The organism is Micromonospora sp. WMMD729 (assembly GCF_049315225.1).
Classification (GTDB): Bacteria; Actinomycetota; Actinomycetes; order Mycobacteriales; family Micromonosporaceae; genus Micromonospora.
Map to the genome: position 1 here is coordinate 344,273 of NZ_CP186059.1, position 19,286 is coordinate 363,558.

The 19,286-nt window shown below is 72.3% G+C and carries 15 protein-coding genes; 5 read left to right on the forward strand and 10 right to left on the reverse strand.

What is annotated here, in order from left to right; all coding sequences use genetic code 11:
- The first annotated feature begins 19 nt into the window (after nt 1-19).
- Complete coding sequence (locus ACN263_RS01575; RefSeq protein WP_422738052.1) at nt 20-1,087, forward strand: DUF2855 family protein; 1,068 nt, start codon at nt 20-22, stop codon at nt 1,085-1,087.
- A gap of 13 nt (nt 1,088-1,100) precedes the next feature.
- Here the strand turns inward: ACN263_RS01575 and ACN263_RS01580 are convergent, their stop codons facing one another.
- Nucleotides 1,101-1,901, reverse strand: coding sequence for an SDR family NAD(P)-dependent oxidoreductase (locus ACN263_RS01580; protein WP_422738053.1), 801 nt, complete (start codon nt 1,899-1,901; stop codon nt 1,101-1,103).
- Between the two features lie 223 nt (nt 1,902-2,124).
- Between ACN263_RS01580 and ACN263_RS01585 the strand changes: the two genes are divergently transcribed.
- From ACN263_RS01585 to ACN263_RS01595, 3 genes are read left to right on the forward strand one after another with little or no spacing between them, the layout of a single operon-like run.
- Nucleotides 2,125-3,957 carry a sigma-70 family RNA polymerase sigma factor gene (locus tag ACN263_RS01585; protein WP_422738054.1) on the forward strand — a complete coding sequence of 611 codons (1,833 nt, stop codon included), beginning with the start codon at nt 2,125-2,127 and terminating at the stop codon, nt 3,955-3,957.
- The gene (locus ACN263_RS01590; RefSeq protein ID WP_422738055.1) at nt 3,957-4,583 is read left to right on the forward strand and encodes a DUF305 domain-containing protein; all 627 of its coding nucleotides are present in this window, start codon (nt 3,957-3,959) and stop codon (nt 4,581-4,583) included. The genes ACN263_RS01585 and ACN263_RS01590 overlap by 1 nt, the downstream gene beginning before the upstream one ends.
- On the forward strand, nt 4,570-5,265 hold the full coding sequence (locus tag ACN263_RS01595; protein ID WP_422738056.1) for a hypothetical protein: 696 nt from the start codon (nt 4,570-4,572) through the stop codon (nt 5,263-5,265). The genes ACN263_RS01590 and ACN263_RS01595 overlap by 14 nt, the downstream gene beginning before the upstream one ends.
- Nucleotides 5,266-5,535: 270 nt before the next feature.
- Here ACN263_RS01595 and ACN263_RS01600 read toward each other — a convergent pair whose 3' ends face one another.
- From ACN263_RS01600 to ACN263_RS01610, 3 genes are read right to left on the reverse strand one after another with little or no spacing between them, the layout of a single operon-like run.
- Nucleotides 5,536-8,403, reverse strand: a complete 2,868-nt coding sequence (locus ACN263_RS01600; RefSeq protein ID WP_422738057.1) for an FAD-binding and (Fe-S)-binding domain-containing protein — start codon at nt 8,401-8,403, stop codon at nt 5,536-5,538.
- A gap of 25 nt (nt 8,404-8,428) precedes the next feature.
- Entirely contained in the window at nt 8,429-9,604 is a 1,176-nt protein-coding gene (locus tag ACN263_RS01605; protein WP_422738058.1) for an anhydro-N-acetylmuramic acid kinase, read from the reverse strand.
- 11 nt (nt 9,605-9,615) lie between these two features.
- Nucleotides 9,616-11,175 carry a sodium:solute symporter gene (locus ACN263_RS01610; RefSeq protein WP_422738059.1) on the reverse strand — a complete coding sequence of 520 codons (1,560 nt, stop codon included), beginning with the start codon at nt 11,173-11,175 and terminating at the stop codon, nt 9,616-9,618.
- Between the two features lie 243 nt (nt 11,176-11,418).
- Here ACN263_RS01610 and murQ point away from each other — a divergent pair, with 243 nt between their 5' ends.
- Complete coding sequence (gene murQ, locus ACN263_RS01615) at nt 11,419-12,312, forward strand: N-acetylmuramic acid 6-phosphate etherase (RefSeq protein WP_422738060.1); 894 nt, start codon at nt 11,419-11,421, stop codon at nt 12,310-12,312.
- Nucleotides 12,313-12,322: 10 nt separating this feature from the next.
- On the opposite strand, the gene ACN263_RS01620 is transcribed toward murQ, so the two are convergent.
- The 6 genes from ACN263_RS01620 to ACN263_RS01645 all read right to left on the reverse strand — a co-directional run bounded on the left by ACN263_RS01620 (nt 12,323) and on the right by ACN263_RS01645 (nt 19,223).
- On the reverse strand, nt 12,323-13,615 hold the full coding sequence (locus tag ACN263_RS01620) for a GAF domain-containing protein (protein ID WP_422738061.1): 1,293 nt from the start codon (nt 13,613-13,615) through the stop codon (nt 12,323-12,325).
- Between the two features lie 93 nt (nt 13,616-13,708).
- On the reverse strand, nt 13,709-13,978 hold the full coding sequence (locus ACN263_RS01625) for a hypothetical protein (RefSeq protein WP_422738062.1): 270 nt from the start codon (nt 13,976-13,978) through the stop codon (nt 13,709-13,711).
- Between the two features lie 28 nt (nt 13,979-14,006).
- Nucleotides 14,007-15,869, reverse strand: a complete 1,863-nt coding sequence (locus ACN263_RS01630) for a hypothetical protein (RefSeq protein ID WP_422738063.1) — start codon at nt 15,867-15,869, stop codon at nt 14,007-14,009.
- Complete coding sequence (locus ACN263_RS01635; RefSeq protein ID WP_422738064.1) at nt 15,866-16,189, reverse strand: hypothetical protein; 324 nt, start codon at nt 16,187-16,189, stop codon at nt 15,866-15,868. The genes ACN263_RS01630 and ACN263_RS01635 overlap by 4 nt, the downstream gene beginning before the upstream one ends.
- Nucleotides 16,179-16,610 (reverse strand): YbaB/EbfC family nucleoid-associated protein, encoded by a 432-nt coding sequence (locus ACN263_RS01640; RefSeq protein ID WP_422738065.1) that lies wholly within the window; start codon nt 16,608-16,610, stop codon nt 16,179-16,181. Before ACN263_RS01640 ends, ACN263_RS01635 begins: the two co-directional genes overlap by 11 nt.
- Before the next feature lie 171 nt (nt 16,611-16,781).
- Nucleotides 16,782-19,223: a ricin-type beta-trefoil lectin domain protein gene (locus tag ACN263_RS01645; protein WP_422740564.1), complete on the reverse strand. Its 2,442-nt coding sequence runs from the start codon at nt 19,221-19,223 to the stop codon at nt 16,782-16,784.
- Between the last annotated feature and the right edge of the window lie 63 nt (nt 19,224-19,286).

Below are 19,286 nucleotides of genomic sequence, written 5' to 3' on the forward strand. Positions count from 1 at the left end.
GGCTGTCTAGCGTCACACCATGGCTGACTCGTGGACCTTCGCCGTGGCCCGTGACGACCTCGGGCGCACCACTCTCGCCGACGGCGAGGTGCCCGCTCTGCCCGACGGCGCGGCGCTGCTGCGCGTCGACCGTGTCGGTCTCACCGCCAACAACGTGACCTACGCCGTGCTCGGCGAGGCGATGCGCTACTGGGAGTTCTTCCCGCCCGGCCCGCGCGGGCTCGATCCACAGTGGGGGCTTCCGCCACTGTGGGGGTTCGCCGAGGTGGCCGCGTCGACGGCCGCCGATGTCGAGGTGGGCCGACGGGTCTACGGCTATCTACCTCCCGCCGGCCACCTGGTGGTCCGGCCGGACCGGGTGGACGCGTCCGGGTTCCGCGACGCGAGCCCGCACCGCGCCGGGTTGCCCTCGCCGTACAACGCGTACCGGGCGACCGACGGCGACCCGGCCTACCGGGCCGAGCAGGAGGATCTGCTGATCCTGTTCCGGCCGCTCTTCTTCACCTCGTTCATGCTGGCCGACCAGGTCGTCGACAACGACTTCTACGGCGCGCAGGCGCTGGTCCTGTCGTCGGCGTCGAGCAAGACGGCGTACGCCGCCGCGTGCGAACTGCACGGCCGCGGCACCCGCCTGATCGGGCTCACCTCACCGGGCAACGTCGCGTTCACCCGATCACTGGGCTGCTACGACGACGTCCTGCCGTACGACGCGATCGACACCCTCGACGCGGTCGACACCGTGTACCTCGACCTGTCCGGCGCGCCCGCGACCCGGGCCGCGCTCCGCGAACGCCTCGGCGACCGGCTCGTGCGCGACATCGCCGTCGGGCTCACCACCCAGACGCCCAACGCCGAGGCCGCCGGGGAGGTCTTCTTCGCGCCCGTACAGATGCGCAAGCGCAGCCAGGACTGGGGGCGCGACGGGCTCGACGCGCGGTTCACCGACGCCTGGCAGCGCTTCGTCCCGAAGGTGAGCGGATGGCTCGACGTGCGGGTCGGTCACGGTCCGGAGGCGCTGCGGGACGCCTGGCTCGACGTCCTCGCCGGCCGTACGCCCCCACGGGTCGGTCACGTCGTCCAGTTCTGAGCGCCCGCCGCCATCACGGCACGATGGCGTCCACGTACCCGCCGTCGACCCGGACCGCCGCGCCCGTCGTCGCGGAGGCGAGCGGCGAGGCGAGGTACGTGACCATGTTGGCGATCTCCTCGGGCTCGATGAGCCGCTGGAGCAGCGACTGCGGCCGGTGCAGGCGCATGAACTCCCGCTGGGCCTCCTCCCAGGGCAGGCTGTCACCCACGAGATCGGCGACGAGGTCCTCCACGCCGCCGGTGTGGGTCGGCCCGGCGAGCACCGAGTTGACGGTCACGCCGGTGCCGGCCGCGGCCTTCGCGAACCCGCGCGAGACGCCGAGCAGGGCGGTCTTCGAGACGCCGTAGTGGATCATTTCGGTGGGGATGACGACCGCCGAGTCACTGGCGATGTACTGCACCCGCCCCCAACCGCGATCCATCATCGCCGGCAGGTAGGCGCGGGTCAGCCGGACGCCGGCCAGCACGTTCACCTCGAAGTAGCGACGCCACTCGTCGTCCGAGATCTCCAACGCCGCCGTGGGACCGAAGACGCCGAGGTTGTTGACCAGGATGTCGACGCTGGGCAGCAGGTCGAGCGCGCGAGCCGTACCCTCGTCGGTCGACACGTCCGCGGCCACCTCGACGACCTCCGCGCCGGGGACCTCGTCGCGCAGCGCCTTCGCCGCGCGCTCCACGCCGGCGGCGGTACGGCCGTTCACGGCCACCCGCGCCCCCGCCCGCGCGAGCCCCACCGTGATGGCCGCGCCGATGCCCTGGGTCGAGCCGGTGACCAGTGCGGTCCTACCGGCGAGATCGATCTGAACCGTCATGTCCCATCCCCGTCCTTGCGCGCCACGCCCGCTTACCGCAGCCTCGACCGTATCGGTGCCGGCCGGACCCGGCAGGGTGAGTCGGACAGATCACGCCCGCCGCCGAGGCCGGTGTCCGGTCCGAGCAGAAAACCGTAATCTGACCTGCCACCGCTCGTCTCCGATCAGGAGCGGTCAGCGCGCACCGGCGCTGTTCTCGTCGAGCGCACAAGGAGTGGAACCCATGTCGTCAGCCGGTCGGGCAGTACCCGATTCCGGGTTGGTCGTCGCGGCGCGACAGGGCGACCGGCGCGCTCTCGACGACCTCGTGGCGGCCTCGCTTCCGCTGGTCTACAACATCGTCGGGCGGGCGCTGCGCGGCCACGCCGACGTCGACGACGTGGTCCAGGAGACCTTGGTACGGGTGATCCGGCACCTGCCCACCCTCAACGACCCGACGGCGTACCGGTCCTGGCTGGTGGCGATCACCATCCGCCAGGTACGCGACTGGGACCAGCGCCGACGGGTCGCCCTCAACCGGGACGCCGGACTGGACGCGATCCACAACGTGCCCGACCCCGCCTCCGACTTCGCCGGCATGACGATCCTCCGGCTCGGCCTCACCGACCAGCGGCGGGAGGTCGCCGAGGCCACCCGGTGGCTCGATCCGGACGACCAGGAACTGCTCTCGCTGTGGTGGCTGGAGGAGACCGGCGAGCTGACGCGTACCGAGATCGCCGAGGCGGCGAATCTGTCGCCGGGGCACGTCGCCGTACGCATCCACCGGATGAAGGAGCAGATCCAGAGCGCCCGAGGTGTCGTCCGCGCACTGAACGAACGACCCGGGTGCCCGGACCTGCGCGCCGCGACGGCCGAGTGGGACGGCAACCCCAGCCCGTTGTGGCGCAAGCGGTTGGCCCGGCACGTCCGCGACTGCGCGTTCTGTGGCCGCCTGGGCGCCGCCTTCCTGCCGATCGACCGGCTGCTCGCGGGGATGTCGCTGCTGCCGCTGCCGGCCGGCCTCAGCGCTCACATCCCGCAGGCGACCGCGCCCATGGTCGTCGCACCGGCCGTCGGACCGTCGTCGAACGTCGCCGGCCTGGCAGCGCACGCGCCCAGTGGCCTGCTGCCGTCCCTCGCGGCCTCGGTGGCGGTGGCGGTCACCGCGGTCACCGCGTTGGTGGTGCTGCTGCCGGCTGATCCGGCCGCCGCGCCACAGGCCGCGCCCTCCTGGGCCGCCGCGCCGCCCGCCTCGCCCACCGTCGTCGCCTCGCCGAGCAAGTCGCCGTCACCGAGCGTTCGTCCGTCCCCCTCGAAGGCGCCGGTGGTGCCGGCGGTCAGCTCCGCGCGCAAGGGCGTCGGGGTGTGGGACTTCGCGGGTGCGAGTCAGGCGTTGGCCAACTCGAAGGCCGGTTGGTACTACACCTGGGGCACCCAACATCCCGGCATCACCACTCCGCGAGGCGCGGCGTTCGTGCCCATGATCCGTAGTGCGGAGAACGTCAACGCCACAGACCTTGCCCGGGCTCGGGCGGCCGGGCCCTACCTGCTCGGCTTCAACGAGCCGGACCTGGCCGAGCAGGCGGGCATGACCGTCGAGCAGGCACTGGACCTGTGGCCGCAACTGATGGCGACGGGCAGCAAACTGAGCAGCCCGGCGGTCGCCTTCGGTGGCGCTGACCCGCAGGGTTGGCTGGGCCGGTTCATGGCCGGCGCCGAGGCCCGGGGTCACCGGGTCGACTTCATCGCCCTGCACTGGTACGGCGGCGACTTCACCACGGCGGCGGCGGTGAACCAGCTCCGGCAGTACCTGCAAGCCGTGTACCAGCGGTACAAGAAGCCGATCTGGCTGACCGAGTTCGCGTTGATCCGCTACGACGGCGGGCGTCAGGTGTTCCCGAGTCAGGAGCAGCAGGCCGCCTTTCTCACCGCGGCCACCAGCATGCTCGGCCAACTCTCCTACGTGCAGCGGTACGCCTGGTTCGGGCTGCCCGCGACCGACAAGGACAAGTCCGGGCTGTTCAGCGACGGCACCAGGGCCACGGCTGTGGGCCGCGCGTTCCAGGCCGCGCGCTGATGATCGCCCGCAGGGCCCCCGCCTGGCGGATCGCCGGTGTCGTCGTGACGCTGGCCGTGACGACGCTGGCCGTCGGCCTGACCCGGCACGCGAGCCGTACCGACCAATCCGCCGCGCCCGCGTCGTCGGCCGCCGCTCCTGCCGCGTCGGTGCTGCTCAACGGCACCGACGACGCCTTCATCCAACTGCTGCTCCCGATGGACGAGGGCGCGCTCGCGCTGATCGACCACCTCGACACCCGTCCGTCGGCCACCGACCCCGCGCTGCGCGCCGTCCTCGGTGACATCCGGACGGCGCACCGGACGGAGGTGTCGGAGCTGCGGCGTCTGCTGGCCGCCGGCAACGTCCCGGAGCAGAACATCCACGAGGGGCACCAGATGCCCGGCATGGTGACCGACGACCGCCTCGCCGAGCTGCGCGCCGCCCCCGACGCCGAGGTGCCGTCCCGGGCCGTGGGCCTGCTCCGGGCGCATCTCGAGCAGACCGTCGTGCTGTGTCGGGGCGAGCAGAACGCCGGGGGCAGCCCGGAGGTGCGGGCGCTCGCCGGCCGGATCCAGACGACGCGGGCCGCCGAGCTGAGCGCTCTGGCGGGTCGACCCGGCGCGACCGGCGATGCGGACCACTGACCGGTACGACACGGTGGGCGGTCCGGCGCGGGTGCCGCGGGCTGCCCACCGTGCCGCGACGACCGCGTACGCGGACAGCGTCCGGCGCGGTCGTACCGGTGGGGCGGTGCCGCGCGGCCAGGGTGCGGCGACCATACCGACGGCGGGTTGGCGCGGCGGTCACCGCCGTGCCCCGAGCCACGGCACCCTCGTCGGCGCGACCGCGATGGTGGGCCTGGGGTGGCTGCTCGCGATCCTCGCCGCGCCGCACGTCGACCTCTCCCCGGCCGGGCGGACGGTCGCCCTCTTCGGTCACCTGACCTGCCTGGTGGTGGGCTTCGGCGCGGTGTTGACGGTGGACTGGTTCAGCCTGCGCTGGTTGATGCGCCGCGAACCGCTCGACGCCGTGCTGAACGCGGCACGGGCGGCTCACCCACTCATCTGGCTGGGCCTGGTCGGTCTCGTCGTCAGCGGCGCGGCGTTGGGACCGGACACGTCCTCCGCGCTGGTGTGGGTCAAGCTGTTCGCGGTGCTGGCGGTCGGCGTCAACGGGCTCTTCCTCGGCCGGGTGCGGGACCGGCTCGTCGCGGCCCAGGGCCGTCCGCCCTGGGCCGCACTACTGCCCGGCGTCGCCGCCGCCCTCACCTCTCAGCTCGGCTGGTGGGCCGCGACCCTGATCGGGTTTCTCAGCGCCAATCGCTGACCCACAAACGCCCTGCGCTTCCTGCGCGCGGCGCTGACGGCGTACCCCCGGTTCTGTTGCCTTTGCTCTGCTTCACTCCACGCAACACCGCGTGTCCGGTAATCGGACGTCTGCCGTTGCCTATGGTGAAGCAGAGCAAAGGATGCGCAGGACATTGCCGGGAGGCGCGGCCGGCAGCGCAGTCCGGCCCCCAACGGGGGCTGTCGCGGACTGCCCAGCGTGCTGCGACGACCGGTACGCGAACACCGCACGGGCGTCGACTCTCGTCGGCTAGGCCGGCGGCTCGACCGCCTCGGCGAGCACCTCCAGCACGTGCCGGTACGGCTGCCCGGTGGCCCGGCTCATGCCCAGCTCGCAGGTGCGGTTGCAGGAGGCGTACGCGTCGTGCGGGCGCTCGTTCACCTCGGCGGCCTGGGCGGCGGTCGCGCCGGCGGTGACCTCGGGATGCAGCAGACCCCGGTCACCGGCGAAGGCGCAGCACCCCCAGCTGTCCGGCACGGTCACCGTGTCGGCGACCGCCCGGGCCACCGTGTGCAGGTCGTCGACACCGTCGAGGTGCACGGTCGAGCAGGTGGGGTGCAGCGCGAGCGAACCGAGCCGCCGGGGTTCGGGCAGCGCCGGCAGCAGGTGTTGGGCGGTGAAGGTGACGCTGTCGACGACGCGCAGTCCGGCGTACCGGGCCCGGTCCTCCTCCGGCAGGGCGGCGGTCAACTGGGCGAGGCCGTGGGTGCAGGACGACGCGTCGCACACCACGGGCAGCCGGCCCTGGTCGCTGGCGGCCCAGAGCACGGCCAGGGTGCGCTCGGCCATCTCGCGGTGCCCGGCCGGGTAGCCCTTGGACTGCCAGGGGGTTCCGCAGCACAGGCCCGCCGTGCCGGCCGGTACGACGACCGGCACCCCGGCCAGCTCGCACAGCCGCAGGAACGCCGCCGCCGAGCCACCGGACGGGCCGTCCTCGGCCGCGAAGACGCTGCCGATGCAGGCCGCGAAGAACACCGCCTGGGCGTCCGGCGTGCTGCGCGGCGTGGGACGGGGTGCGCCGGCACGCGGGATGTCGTCGCTCCACTGTGGAACGAGTTCGGTGCCGCCGAGGGACCGGAGCACCCCGGTGGCGGCGCGGACCACCGGCGTCGGGGTGACGTGCGCGGTGTTCAGCCCGACCCGGACGCCCGCCACGGCGGCCTTCCAGTGCCGGGCGACACCGGCGGCCGTGCGCTGGGCGCGCGGGCTGTGCCGCTCGGCGCGCAGTCGCTTCATCGCCGCCCCGGTGTCGATGCCGACCGGGCAGGCGGTGACGCAGAGACTGTCGGCGGCACAGGTGTCCACCGCCGCGTACGCGTAGTCGTCGGTCAACTCCCGGCGGCGCTCCTCGTCACCGGCGGCGGTGGCGAGGGCGATCTGCCGTTGCAGCACGATGCGCTGCCGGGGGGTGGTGGTGACGTCGGCGGTGGGGCAGACCGGTTCGCAGTAGCCGCACTCCACGCACGCGTCCAGCTCCTCGTCGACCGTCGGCACGGCCTTGAGCTGCCGCAGGTGCACGCTCGGGTCGTCGTTGAGCAGCACGCCCGGGTTGAGCAGGCCGGTCGGGTCGCACAGGCGCTTCAGCTCGCGCATGACGTCGTACAGTTCGTCGCCGTACTGGCGGCGGACGAAGGGCGCCATGGCCCGCCCGGTGCCGTGCTCGGCCTTGAGGGTGCCGCCCTCGGCGAGCACGAGGTCGACCATGTCGTCGGTGAACCGCGCGTAGCGGTCGACCTCGGCCGGCGTGTCGAACGACTGGGTCAGCATGAAGTGCAGGTTGCCGTCGCGGGCGTGCCCGAAGATGACCGCGTCGGGGTAGCCGTGCCGCTCGAACAGGTCGATCAGCCCGTCGCAGGTGCCGGTGAGGCGGGCCATCGGCACCGCGATGTCCTCCAGCAGCGCGGTGGTGCCGGGCGGGCGGGCCCCGGCGACCGCCGTGTAGAGGCCCTTGCGCAGGTGCCAGAGCTTGGCGCGTTCGCGCGGGTCACGGGTCAGCTCGGTGCCGGTGACGGCGGGCAGCCGATCGAGTACACCCCGGGCGTCGGCGAGCGTCGCGGCCAGGTGCTCCGCGCTGTCCTCGGCGAACTCGACGAGCAGCGCCGCGTGGCCGGTCACGGTCAGCCCGCGCAGGGCCGCGCTCGCGCCGGGGTCGCGCTGGCTGACGCGCAGCGCGGCCGCGTCCAGCAGTTCGGCGGTACGCGCGCCGGCGGCGAGCAGGGCGGGCAGCGCGTCGGTGGCGTCGGTGAGTCCGGGCAGGATGAGCAGCCCGGTGGCGGCATGCGGGTGGATCTCGACGGTACGGAAGACCGCCTCGGCGACGAAGCCGAGCGTGCCCTCGCTGCCGATCATCAGGTGGGCGAGCATGTCGACCGGGTTGCTGTGGTCGAGCAGCGAGTTCAGCCCGTACCCCATGGTGTTCTTCATGGCGAACAGCCGCTCGACGGTGGCCCGCGAGCCGGGGTCGGACCGCACCCGGTCGCGCAGCCGCAGCAGCCCGGCGTGCAGCTCCGGTTCGGCGGCCCGCAGCCGCTCGTCGGCGTCGCGGGCGGCGGAGTCGACGACCGTGCCGGACGGCAGCACGAAACGCAGCGACTCCATCGTGCGATACGCGTTGTCGGTGGTGCCGCAGGTCATCCCGCTGGAGTTGTTCGCCACCATGCCGCCCACCGTGCAGGCGGCCTCGCTGGCCGGGTCCGGGCCGAGCCGACGGCCGTAGCGGGCCAGCCGGGCGTTGGCCTGCCGGATCGTCAGCCCCGGTTGGAGCCGGATGCGCCGCCCGTCGTCGAGCACCTCCGCGGCACGCCAGTCGGTACGGACGTCGACCAGCACGCCCGCGCCGCCGGCCTGCCCGGCGAGGCTGGTGCCGCCGCCGCGCAGGGTCAGCGGCACCCCGGCCTCCCGGGCGCCGGCCATCAGCGCGCCCACCTCGGCCGCCGAGGCGGCGCGGACCACCGCCTGCGGCTCGAACAGGTACGGCGAGGCGTCGTGTGCCGCCGCGAGCCGCCGGGGCAGTTCGGCGCTGGCCCGGCTCGGGTCGTCGAGCCGGGAACGCAGCAGGTCGGCGACCTCGCGGGCACGGACGCCGGCGGCGGTCGGCGCGGGTACGACGGTGCTCATGGCGGATCCTCCCGGAAGGGGGCGGTCAGTCGGCCGTGTCGATCAGCAGCCGGTTCGGGGCGGTGCCGGCCGGGGCGGGCAGCCGCAGCGGCTCGCGGCCGGGGGTGATGCTGCCGAGCACCGAGGCGTGCCGCGCGCCGGTGCCCGAGGGCAGGGTGCCCGGCAGCCCGTGCACGGTCAGGTAGCCCAGCAGCGCGAACGCCAGCGCCTCCTTGGCGTCCGACGCGACACCCACCTCGTCGCTGGACGTCAGGTCGACGCCGGGCAACTCGTCGACGAGCATGCCCATCAGCGTCGGGTTGTGCGCCCCGCCGCCGGAGACCACGAGCCGGGTGACGCCGTGCGCGCGGCAGGCGTCAGCCACCGTGAGCGCGGTCAGCCGGGTGAGCGTGGCCAGCACGTCCCGTGGGTCCGGGGTGGGCACGTCGGCCAGGGCGGCGAGCAGGTACGGCAGGTGGAACAGCTCCTTGCCGGTGCTCTTCGGGCCGGTCAGCCGGTAGTACGGCTCGTCGAGCAGCCGCCGCAGCAGCGCCGGGCTCACCTGCCCGGCGGCTGCCCCGCGCCCGTCCCGGTCGTACTCCTCGGCGCCGCCGGTGAAGTGGCGTACGGCGGCGTCGAGGAGCGCGTTGGCCGGTCCGGTGTCGAACGCGAGGGGATCGGCGTCCGGCGCGACCACCGTGATGTTGGCGATCCCGCCGAGGTTCAGGGCGGCCGGGACGCCGGGCAGCCCGCGCAGCAGCAGCGTGTCGAAGAGGGCGACCAGCGGTGCGCCCTGCCCGCCGGCGGCGACGTCGCGGCTGCGCAGGTCGGCCACGACCGGAAGACCGGTGGCCTCGGCGATCCAGGCCGGCTGACCCAGTTGCAGGGTGCCCCGGACCACGCCGCCCTCGACCCAGTGGTGCATGGTCTGGCCGTGCGAGACGACCAGGTCGGCTCGACCGTCGCACAGCTCGGCGAGGGCCCGCGTGCCGGCCTCGGCGAACGCCTGGCCGATGCCGGTGTCCAGCACGCAGATCGCCTCGGTGGTGGTCGGCGCGGGTGGCAGGGCGGCGGCGATCCGGGCGCGCAGCTCGTCCGGGTACGGGTGGCTGAGCCGGCCCAGCGGTCGCATCCGCAGGGTGTCGCCGGTCAGCGTGAACTCGGCGGCGGCGGCTTCGATGCCGTCGTACGAGGTGCCGGACATCAGGCCGATCACGCGCATGGCGGTCTCCTTCACGCCCGGCCCACGGGTGCCGCCGCCGTCTCGTCGTCATCGTCGACGCGGCGGTGGTCGTACGGCTCCGGCGCCGGGTGGAACAGGCTCGACACCGCGCCGACGGCCAGGGTGATCAGGACACCGATCGGCACCAGCCACTGGGCGGCGATGGCGGTCGCGGTGGTGGTGCCGGCCGTCGTCACATCGATCTTGACGTAGCGGACGATGTAGGTCATCACCGCGACCGTGACGAGGAAGGCGATCACCGCGTCGACCTGGTTGGCCCGCTTGACGAGGCGGCCGAGCAGGAAGGCCCCGAGCAGCGCGCCGTAGGTGTAGCCGGCGATGGTCAGACCGGTCAGGTAGACGTTTCCGGTGCTGGAGCTGAACGCGCAGGCGAAGATCGCCATCAGCACCGCCCAGACCAGGGTCATCACCCGGGCCAGCCGGAGCATGGTGTCGTCCGACGGGACCTTCTTGAAGAAGCTGTGGATGAAGTCGGCGACCGTGGAGTTCGACATCGAGTTCAGCGCCGACGACAGCGACCCCATCGCCGCGCCGAGGATGCCGGCGACCAGCAGGCCGGAGATGCCCACCGGCAGGGCGTGCAGGATGAAGTTCGGGTACAGGTTGTCGGTGCTGTTCAGGCCCAGCTCCTTGAAGGTCTGGCCCTTGTTGTACGACCACAGCAGCGCACCGACCAGCGAGAACGCCGCGAACTGGATGACCACGAAGATGCCCGAGGAGACCATCGCCAACTGACCCTCGCGCAGCGTACGGGTGGACAGGATGCGCTGGACGATGAGCTGGTCCGAACCATGGCTGGCCATGGCGAAGATGGCGCCACCGATGATCGCGGTCGGCAGGGCGAACGGGCTGGTGAGCACGTGCGCGAGGTCGAAGTTGGTGTCGAAGAGCTGGAACTTGCCGGCGTCCAGCGCCTGCGAGTAGCCGTCGAACCCGATGGCGTGGCTGAGCACCGCGATGGCCAGGATCGCCCCGCCCAGGTACAGGCCCATCTGGATGGCGTCGGTCCAGATGACCGCCTTGATGCCACCGAGGTAGGTGTACACCACCGTGATCAGCGTCAGCACGACGATGATCGCCTGGTAGCCGACGTTCAGCCCGAACTCGTCGAGGAGCAGCTTGATCGGGATGGCCGAGGCGAACAGTCGTACGCCCTCGGCGAGCAGGCGGGTGAAGACGAAGGTGACCGACGCCAGGCCCTGGAGTTTCAGGCCGAACCGCTCACCGAGGTACTGGTAGGCGCTGACGAAGCCACCCCGTTTGTAGAGCGGGATGAGCACCGCGGCCACGATCACGCGGCCGATCACGTAGCCGAGGGCCAGTTCGACGTTGCCGAAGCCCTGACTGCTGTACGCGCCGCCGGGCACGCTGATCACGGTCAGGACGCTGGTCTCGGTGGCGACCACGGAGAACGAGACGGTCCACCAGGGCAGCTTGCCCTCGCCCACGAAGTAGTCCTTGGACGACTTCTGTTTGCCGGACAGGCGTAGTCCGACAGCGGCGATCACCACGAGGTACAGCACGATCACGACAAGGTCGAGTTGACGCACGGTTCACTCCCAACCAGCGGGGTTGTCAATAAGTGACGTTGGCCCACACTATCGCGAAACTTTTTGCCAGTGCCCCTCCGGTCTGGTTACGCTGTGGTCTCAGCCTGCTGATACGGGGCGGACGCGAGGCCCAAACGGTGCGTTGCCGACGGATTCTCAACGATCTGGCACGCGTCGCCGAACTGGTCAGGAAGCACTCGCCCGGTCGGCGACTGAGACACCAGCGGAAGGAACGAACACCCCGTGGACCTCAGCACCCTCGGCACCGAGACCCGCAACGACAAGACCACCGACCTCGACCGGATGTCGCCCACCGAGATGCTCCTCGCCATGAACGACGAGGACCGTACGGTCGCGGACGCCGTCCGCCGGGCCGTGCCGGACATCGCGGCCGCCGTCGACGTCATCGTGGCGTCGCTGCGCCGAGGCGGTCGGTTGATCTACCTGGGCGCCGGCACCAGCGGCCGGATCGGCATGCTCGACGCCGTCGAGTGCCCACCCACCTTCGGTACGCCGCCCGAGCGGGTCATCGGGCTGCTCGCCGGCGGGGCGGGCGCGTTCGGTGTCGCCGTCGAGGGCGCGGAGGACGACCCGGCCCGCGCCGTCGCCGATCTCGACGCGATCGGCGTCGACGACCGCGACACCGTGGTGGGGCTCGCGGCCAGCGGTCGTACCCCCTATGTGGTGGGTGGACTGGCGCACGCCCGCACGCGCGGGGCGACCACCGTCTCCGTCGCCTGCAACACCGACGCGGTGGCCAGCCGGCACGCCGACGTCGCCATCGAGGTGCCCACCGGCCCCGAGGTGCTCACCGGCTCCACCCGGCTCAAGGCCGGCACCGCCGAGAAGCTCGTCTGCAACATGCTCTCCACCGCCACGATGGCCCGGCTCGGCAAGGTCTACGGCAACCTGATGGTGGACATGAACGCCACGAACGAAAAGCTCGTCGACCGGGCCCGCCGCATCGTCGCCGAGGCCGCCGAGACCGATCTCGACACCGCCGCCGGTGCGCTCGCCGCGGCGCACGGCCACGCCAAGACGGCCATCGTGCTGTTGCTCGCGCACTGCACCGCCGAGGAGGCCGCGGCACGGCTGCGCGACGCCGACGACGACGTGCGGGCCGCCGTCGCGGCCTGACCGGCAGCGGTCAGCGGTTGACGTACGCGGCGAGGCCGCCGAGTTCCTCGCTGGCGATGAACACCGACCGGACGTTGAGGATGGCCTCCTCCACGTGTGCGTCGCAGCCCCAGGCCGAGTCGCCCCACGAGTCGGCGATCTTGATCCGGGCGGGGGCGGAGCAGCCCTGGCCGCCGCCGAGCTGGCAGTGCTCCGGATGCGGTCGCGCTGCCTGGGCCGCCGCGGCGGTCCGCATCCGCTCGGTGAGCTCCGCGGCGGCGGCGGCACGTTGCTCCGCCTCGGCGCGCAACTGCCGCTCCGCGCGTACCGCCCGGGCCAGCTCCTCGTGGGCTGCCCGGGCTTGTGCCTCGGCGGCCGTCTTCGCCTGCTCGACCCGGTGCCGCTCGATGGCCAGGGCCGCGGTGTCGGCGAAGACCCGGGCCAGGGCCAGGTCGGTGTCCTGCGGGACGCGCGGCGTGCGGTGGTACATGGCGAAGGTGCCCAACAGGCCGCCGTCGCGGGCCAGGATCGGCATCGACCAGCAGGCGGCGAGACCGGCCCGCTCCGCCAGCTCGCGGAAGTCCGCCCAGAACGGGTCGGTGGCGATGTCGGTGACGATGACCGGCTCCCGCCGGTGCGCGGCGGTGCCGCACGAGCCGACGCCCTCGCCGGTGGCGATCCCGTCGATGGCCTCGTTGTAGAACTCGGGCAGGCTCGGCGCGGCACCGTGGCGCAGGTGCCGACCGTCCGCGTCGGCGAGCAGCACCGAGACGAGCACCTGCTCGGGCGCCAGGTCCTCGATGCAGCGGGCCATCCCGTCCAGCACCTCGGCCAGGGGCGCCTGGCGCGCGATCTGCTCCAGCAGGGCGCGGTGCTCGGCCATCAACCGCTGGGCGTGCTTGACCTGGGTGATCTCCACGCCGATCACCCGGATGCCGGTCACCGTGCCGTCGACGTCGCGGCGCGGCTCGTAGGTGAAGTCGAAGAACGCCTCCCGCGCGTGCGGGCCGACGCCCAGCACGATCCGGGCGTCCCGGCCGGTGTACGGCTCGCCCGTGCGGTAGACCTCGTCCAGCAGGTCGAGAAAGCCCTGACCGGCCAGCTCGGGCAGCAGTTCGGCGACCGTGATGCCGGTACGCGCGCGTTCGGAACCGACGGCGGCGAAGAACGCCGGGTTCGCCGCCTCCACCACATGCGTGGGCCCCGCGAGGGACGCGAACACCGCGATGGACTGCCCGAACAGCGTCCGCAGATCCTCCTGCGCCGCCTGCCCGGCGTCCGAGGTGCGTACGGCGGTCGCCCGCTGGTCCGGTACCGCCGTCATGCTGTGGTCACCCCTTCCCGGTCCGGCGGGTCGGATGCCCACGCCCCGCCAGGATACGAAAAGGGCGGCGGAGTCGCCGGGGGAGGGCGCGGGTCAGCCGCTCTCGTCCACGAACTTGTAGTAGCTCATCCGGAACCGTTGCAGCAGGGCGCGCATGAACTCCGGACCGGCCTCCGGCGACACCCGCTCCGCGCCGACCGGCACGCCGTTGTCGTAGAAGTCCTGTGCGAGCGCCCCCCACTCCGGGTCGAGGACGGTCAGCGACACCGGTTGGCCCGGCTGCCACCGGAACTCGGCCACCCGACGATTGGTGTGTTGGGCGAACGTGTACAGGGCCACCCTGGTCGCCGCCTGCTCGGTCATGCCTGCCTCCTGGTCCACCACGGCTTGTTCACCACGGGCTCGGCGGGCGGAAAGCGTTCCACGCCTCGCCCGTGATCATGCCTCGGGCACGGATCTCGTTGAACCGGTCCATCGCACCGGAGAGCGCCTGCTCACTCAGGCCGGTGCCGCGCAGCCGGTCCGCCAGCACCGCCGGGTCGGTGTCCTGGAGTCGGGCCATCGTCTCCGGGCTGAGCGGCCGGTTCATCTGCTGCGTGACGAAGTCCGAGCGCAACGGCTCGGCGTTCGACTCCGGGAACGAGTAACCGTGGTCGATGGCGACCAGCCGACCGTCGGGCCCGGTCAGGTAGTTACCCATGTGCCGGTCGGTGTTGCCGCTGATGTAGTCGAGCACCGCCATCCGTTCGCTCTCGGCGGCCGGGTACGCGTTGGCGGGGCGGCCCGGGCTCGCGTTCTCCACGAACTCCTGCATCGACCCGGCCCCGTGTGGACCGTCCCAGCGCGCCGTCGTCGGCACCAGACCGAAGCCCAGATCCTCGTCCAGGCGCGAGGCGGCGACCTCACGCGCGGCCAACTGGTTCTCCGGAATGGTGGAGCGCACCTGCACGAACTCGTTCTCCGGCACGTTCGGCTTGTAGACGCCGTGCGTGCCGTCGGTGAACGTGACGTCGTACGCGTCGTTGACGTGTCCGCCGGGGTCGAGCTCGGTCATGCTGTGCACCTCCCTGCCGAGCAGCCGCAACTCGGCCTCGCTCGCATGATCGGGCAGCCGCGGATCGGCGTCGGCACCGGCCTCCGGCGTGGCGCTCCCGTCGGGGTCCGTCGGCTCCCCGCCGTCGTGCGACGTACCTCCGTCGTGCCCAGTACCGCCGTTGGAACCTGCACCGCCGTTGGAACCTGCACCGCCGTCGTGCGGCGGTCCGCCGGGTCCGCCGCCTGCGGGGGGTCCGCCGGCTCCGGGGGGTCCGCCGTGTGCCGGGCCGCCGCCGGCCGGTCCCGGCTCGCGGTCCACGTCGGGAGGCCAGTCGTCCTGCCGGGCCCTCGGCGGCGGATGCCCGCCGCCGGCCGGATCCGTGTAGCCGCGCGCGCCCGGGCCGGGGGCCGGCATGTCGGTGGAGCGCGACCCACCCGGGGTACGCCGCAGGCCCCGCAACGCCGTGCGGAGGGCGTCGAGCAGTTCGCCGAGCTTGGACAGGATCGGCCGCAGGCGGCTGACGCTGCGGGCCAGCGCCGTGAGGAGCCCGGAGACTTTGGCGGCCCACTTGGCGACCAGCGACGAGACCTGCGCCGCGACCAGGGGGGTGGCCGCGCCCAGGGTCAGGCCGGCCTCGGCGAGCCAGACCCACAGCCGGACGGCGAGGACCGAGACGAAATCGGCGATCAGGTCCCGGACGAGTTCCCGGACCAGCGCCACCAGCAGGCCCGCGCCCTCGACGACGGTCCCGATCAGGTCGGTGGCGTCCGCCAGGCCGGCGAGGTGGCGCAGGTGCTGGTCGCTGTAGCGGCGGTACGCCTCGGACGCCGGGCCCGTCCAGGTGGCGATCTCGGTGCGTACCGCCTCGGACAGCGCGGTGGCCTGCTCGCTGACCTGCCGTGAGACGTTGTGCCACGTCTGCGCGTACGCGGTGATCTGGTCCGGGTCGCCGGCCAGCCAGTCCAGGGCGTCGGAGAGCGGCTTGACGTGCTCGATGAGCCAGGCCACCCCCCAGGAAACGATCGACCCGATCGGGTCGACGCAGGTCGCCAGCACCTCCATCGAGGTGCCGAAGCCGCCGATGGTCAGGTCGACCCAGGAGCCGCTCTCGATGCCGTTGCGCAGGTCCACCAGGCTTTCGACGAGACCGAGGCCGCTGTACGAGGTGGTGGTGTCCTGCCGGGCGGCGATCAGCGGGTTCGCCACGTCGGTGCTCACCGGTGCATCCGCCCGAGGGAGGAGGAGATCGTCGCGTCGGTGTCGTGGTAGGCGTCGACCGTCTCGTCGAGCGCCCCGGCCGCGCTGTGCAACGCCTCCTGGGCCGCCGCGAGGGCCTCGGTGGCCGGGCCCTGGAGGAAGTCCAGCAGGAACGGGAGGGCCTGGCAGACCGGCAGGTGCCCGTACGCGTCGGCACCCATCCGCACGTACGCCGCCGCGTCGTGTGCGACGCCGACCCCTGCGGAGATCCGGTCGACGGAACGGGCGTGGGTGGTCAGCGCCGCCGTGGTGACCTCGAACCCGGCTGCCTCAGCGCCCACGGCCACCCCAGCTCCCGTACCCCTCTTCGTCGTCGTCGGGCACCTCCGGGAAGCGCGACTCGTAGCTGCCCACGACGGCGCGGGCGGTCTCGGAGTCGGCGCCCACGGTCTCCGCGGCGGCCTCGGCGACCTGCGGAGCCAACCGTCCCTGCGCCCGGCGCATCACGGCCAGCACCTCGGCGGCGATCTCGTCCGCCCGCCAGCGCAGCACCCGATCGTCGAGCCGCAGGTCGGTCATGGCGCCGGACGCGGCGACGGTGACCTGGACCGCGCCGTCCGCGCCCTCGGCGGTGGCCGACATCGCCGCGACGCGCTCGGACAGCTCGTGCGCGCGGGCGGCCCGTTCGGAGATGTCCGCCGCCCAGGAGGCGACGAACCGTTCGGTCGCCGCCCCGAAATCGGCGCTCGGGAACTGCGCCATCAGACCTCCCCCGTGTGACGGCTGCCGGCGGCCCGAGCGAATGTCGCCGGCAGCGGCGCGGCCACCACACGATACGCCCCCACCCTCCGACGTGGAGCCCGCGCCGGAACGGCGACTCCCGGCCGCTCGGGTGAGCGGCCGGGAGCCGTCAATCGGGTACTGGTTCGTCGGTCAGCCGCGGATCCACTGCTGGTTACTGCCGCCGGTGCAGGTCCAGATCTGCACGGCGGTGCCGTTCGCGGTGCCCGCGCCGTTGACGTCCAGGCAGAGCCCCGAGGCGACCCCGGTGATCGTGCCGTCGCCGTTGACGCGCCACTGCTGGCCGCCGCCACCGTTGCAGGTCATGATCCGCGCGCGGCTGCCCGTCGCGGTGCTCGCCACGTCGAGGCACTTGTTGCCGTAGACGGTGAGCTGGTTGCTGCTGGTGAGCGTCCACTGCTGGTTGGCCCCGCTGTTGCAGTCCCAGATCTGCACGACCGCCCCATCGGCCTGGCTCTGGCCGTTGACGTCCAGGCACCGGTTGGAGCCCGCGCCACGGATCGTCCCGGTGGGGCCGGGCTCACCGGAGTTGCCGACCGGCGTGATGGAGAGGTTGTCGAACTGGGCGGTGACTCCCTGACCCGTGCCGTAGCCGATCTGGCCGGCGACCCACGTCGAGTCGGAGGCCGTGCCGACGGTGCTGCCGTCGATGCTCGCGGTGAGGGTGCTCCCGTTGAGCGTCAAGGCCAGGGTGTGCCAGCGTCCGGTGCCCAGCGCCGAGGTGTTCCCGCTGGCCAGCGTGCGCCAGTTGCCGCTGGTGTTGTTGCTCCGGATCGACCAGGCGCCACCGTCGGTCACCCGGAAGTAGTAGCCGTTCAGGTTCTGCGGCCCCTGGTGGTTGTAGGTGTTCGCCCGCCCGATGAGCTGCGCGTAGCCGGACTTCTCCAGCAGCACGTCCGAGGAGACCGTGTAGTTGCGCCAGCTCAGGTCACCCAGCAGCGTGTACGGCTCGGCCTGGCCGGAGGTCCAGAAGATCGGCGTCTGCTCCGACATCTGCCGTACGCACCGGCCGGAGCGGCCGGCCGCGCAGGCGGCGATCTCGAACGAGCCCTGCTGGTCCATCAGGTACTTGGCCTCACGGCCGACGTCGTAGCTGTCGAAGGTATCGCTGTACGGCAGCTTCAGGGTGCCCTGCGCCGGGCTGGTCGCCGTGCCCTTGCCCTGCCCGCTGGTCGTCGTGATGCTGTAGACGTAGCCGGGCTGGACGGTGAGCGAGAAGCGTCCGCCGCTCGGCGTGAGGTCGCTGCCCCGGACGAAGTGGTCGGCGGTGTTGTTCGACCTGACGTTCGTCGACCAGACGCGGACGGTGCCGGTCGACAGCCCGCCGGTGACGGTGAAGTCGAGGGTCTGCGCCGATCCGGCGTCCATCGTCTCGATGATGGTGCTGTAGTCGCTGTTGTTCGTGGACTTGAGCGACACGTAGCTGCCGTTGTTGCGGTTGCCGCCGAGGTAGCCGCTCGATCCGTCGAGGTAGCGCCAGCCCGGTGCGGTGAACTGCGTGGTCTGTGCCATCACCCAGGCGCTCTTGCCGATCGAGTAGGCGCCGGACCAGGGCTGCTGGGCCACCGCCACGCCGGTGGTGGCCCACGGGATGTTGGGGGTGATGGCGGCGATGGCGGGCCAGTTGATGTAGCCGGTCATTTTGCCGTCGATGTAGCCACGGTTGATGCCCCGGGCCAGTGCCTGCGCGCCGGCGTTGTAGTCGTCGGAGCCGTTCTCGCTGGCCCAGAGCGCCTTGCCGGTGGAGATCGCGTTGTTCGAGCTGGGGCAGCTGGACTGGGCGCTGCGGTAGCCGCAGACGTAGTGGCTGCCGAAGACCTGCACGGCGTTGGCGAACGCCGGGTCGCGCAGCGACTCGTCGGCGGCGCCCCAGCCGAAGTCGTCCGAGGCCACGATCTTGACGCTGCTGTAGCCGCGCGAGTTGAGGGTGGAGCGCAGGTTCTTGTACCAGGTGGCGTTGTAGCCCTTCTCGTTCCACCCGCCCAGGTAGTTGATGGTCAGCCCGTGGGTGGCCGCGCAGTCGAGCCAGGCGACCAGGTACTCGATCGAGTCGTTGGACCAGAAGTTGCCGTTGCCGATCCAGCCGGGTGCGCCCCAGGCCAGGCCCGCCAGGGCGATGTTGGCGTTGCGCGCCCGCGCCTGCTCCATCAGCCACCACTCGTAGCCCCGGTTGCAGTTGATGGCGCCCCGGGTGTGCTCGTGGCTGGGCTCCGCGCCGGAGGTGGAGTTGGTGTCGCCGCCGATCTCTGTCTTCAGCAGCTGCATCGCCGCGCCACGGCCCGGCTTGAACAGGTAGTCCAGGATGTCGCTGCGCTGCGGCTCCGGGTAGTCGATCAGCAGTCTGCTGTTGCCACCGCCGCCGCTGACCGCGCCGATCCCGTCGAGCGCCCGTCCACCGGACCCGCCGTTGATGGTGATGGCGGTCGCCGCCTGCGCCGGGGAGGCGACGGCGGTCAACACGGCTGCCGCCCCCACGAGCGCCCCCGCCAGCGCGGCCGTTAACCGACGTGGACGGCGCGTGTGTCGCCATGACCAGCGTCGTGCCGCCTCGCCGGCACTCTCTCTACCGAACATCTGATTCGCCTCCTGGACCGTTCCCGACACCCGAAGCCCGTACGGCAGGTTGTCGAGCTGTCG